This is a genomic window from Bacillus sp. NTK074B, from assembly GCF_017303375.1.
In the GTDB taxonomy this organism is placed as follows: domain Bacteria; phylum Bacillota; class Bacilli; order Bacillales; family Bacillaceae_B; genus Rossellomorea.
Window position 1 is genome coordinate 1 of sequence record NZ_JAFKOH010000298.1, and the last position, 250, is coordinate 250.

Annotated in this window: 1 protein-coding gene; it reads right to left on the reverse strand. The window is 62.0% G+C overall.

The features are described 5' to 3' along the window. Positions 1–128 precede the first annotated feature (128 nt). A complete protein-coding gene (locus JI667_RS23945) occupies positions 129–233 on the reverse strand; it encodes a hypothetical protein (protein ID WP_206858745.1) in 105 nt (34 codons plus the stop codon). Between the last annotated feature and the right edge of the window lie 17 nt (positions 234–250).

Sequence of the window (250 nt, forward strand, 5' to 3'; positions counted from 1 at the left end):
TCTGAACGATGTAGCTTTCGTCGTAATAGGCCTCGAGCCCCCAGACGGACAGAAAGGCCGGGGCATGGCTGGCGTGATTGGCGTTCGGATCCCATTGGGGTTTCGCGTTCATGTCGTGGCCCTTTCTGTCAGACCTGCGCTTCGCCGAGATAGGCTTCGCGCACCTTGGGATGTCCCTTGATCCGTTCGGGAACGTCCTCGACCAGCGGCGTGCCCTGGGCGAGAACGGTGATGCGGTCGGCGAGGCTGA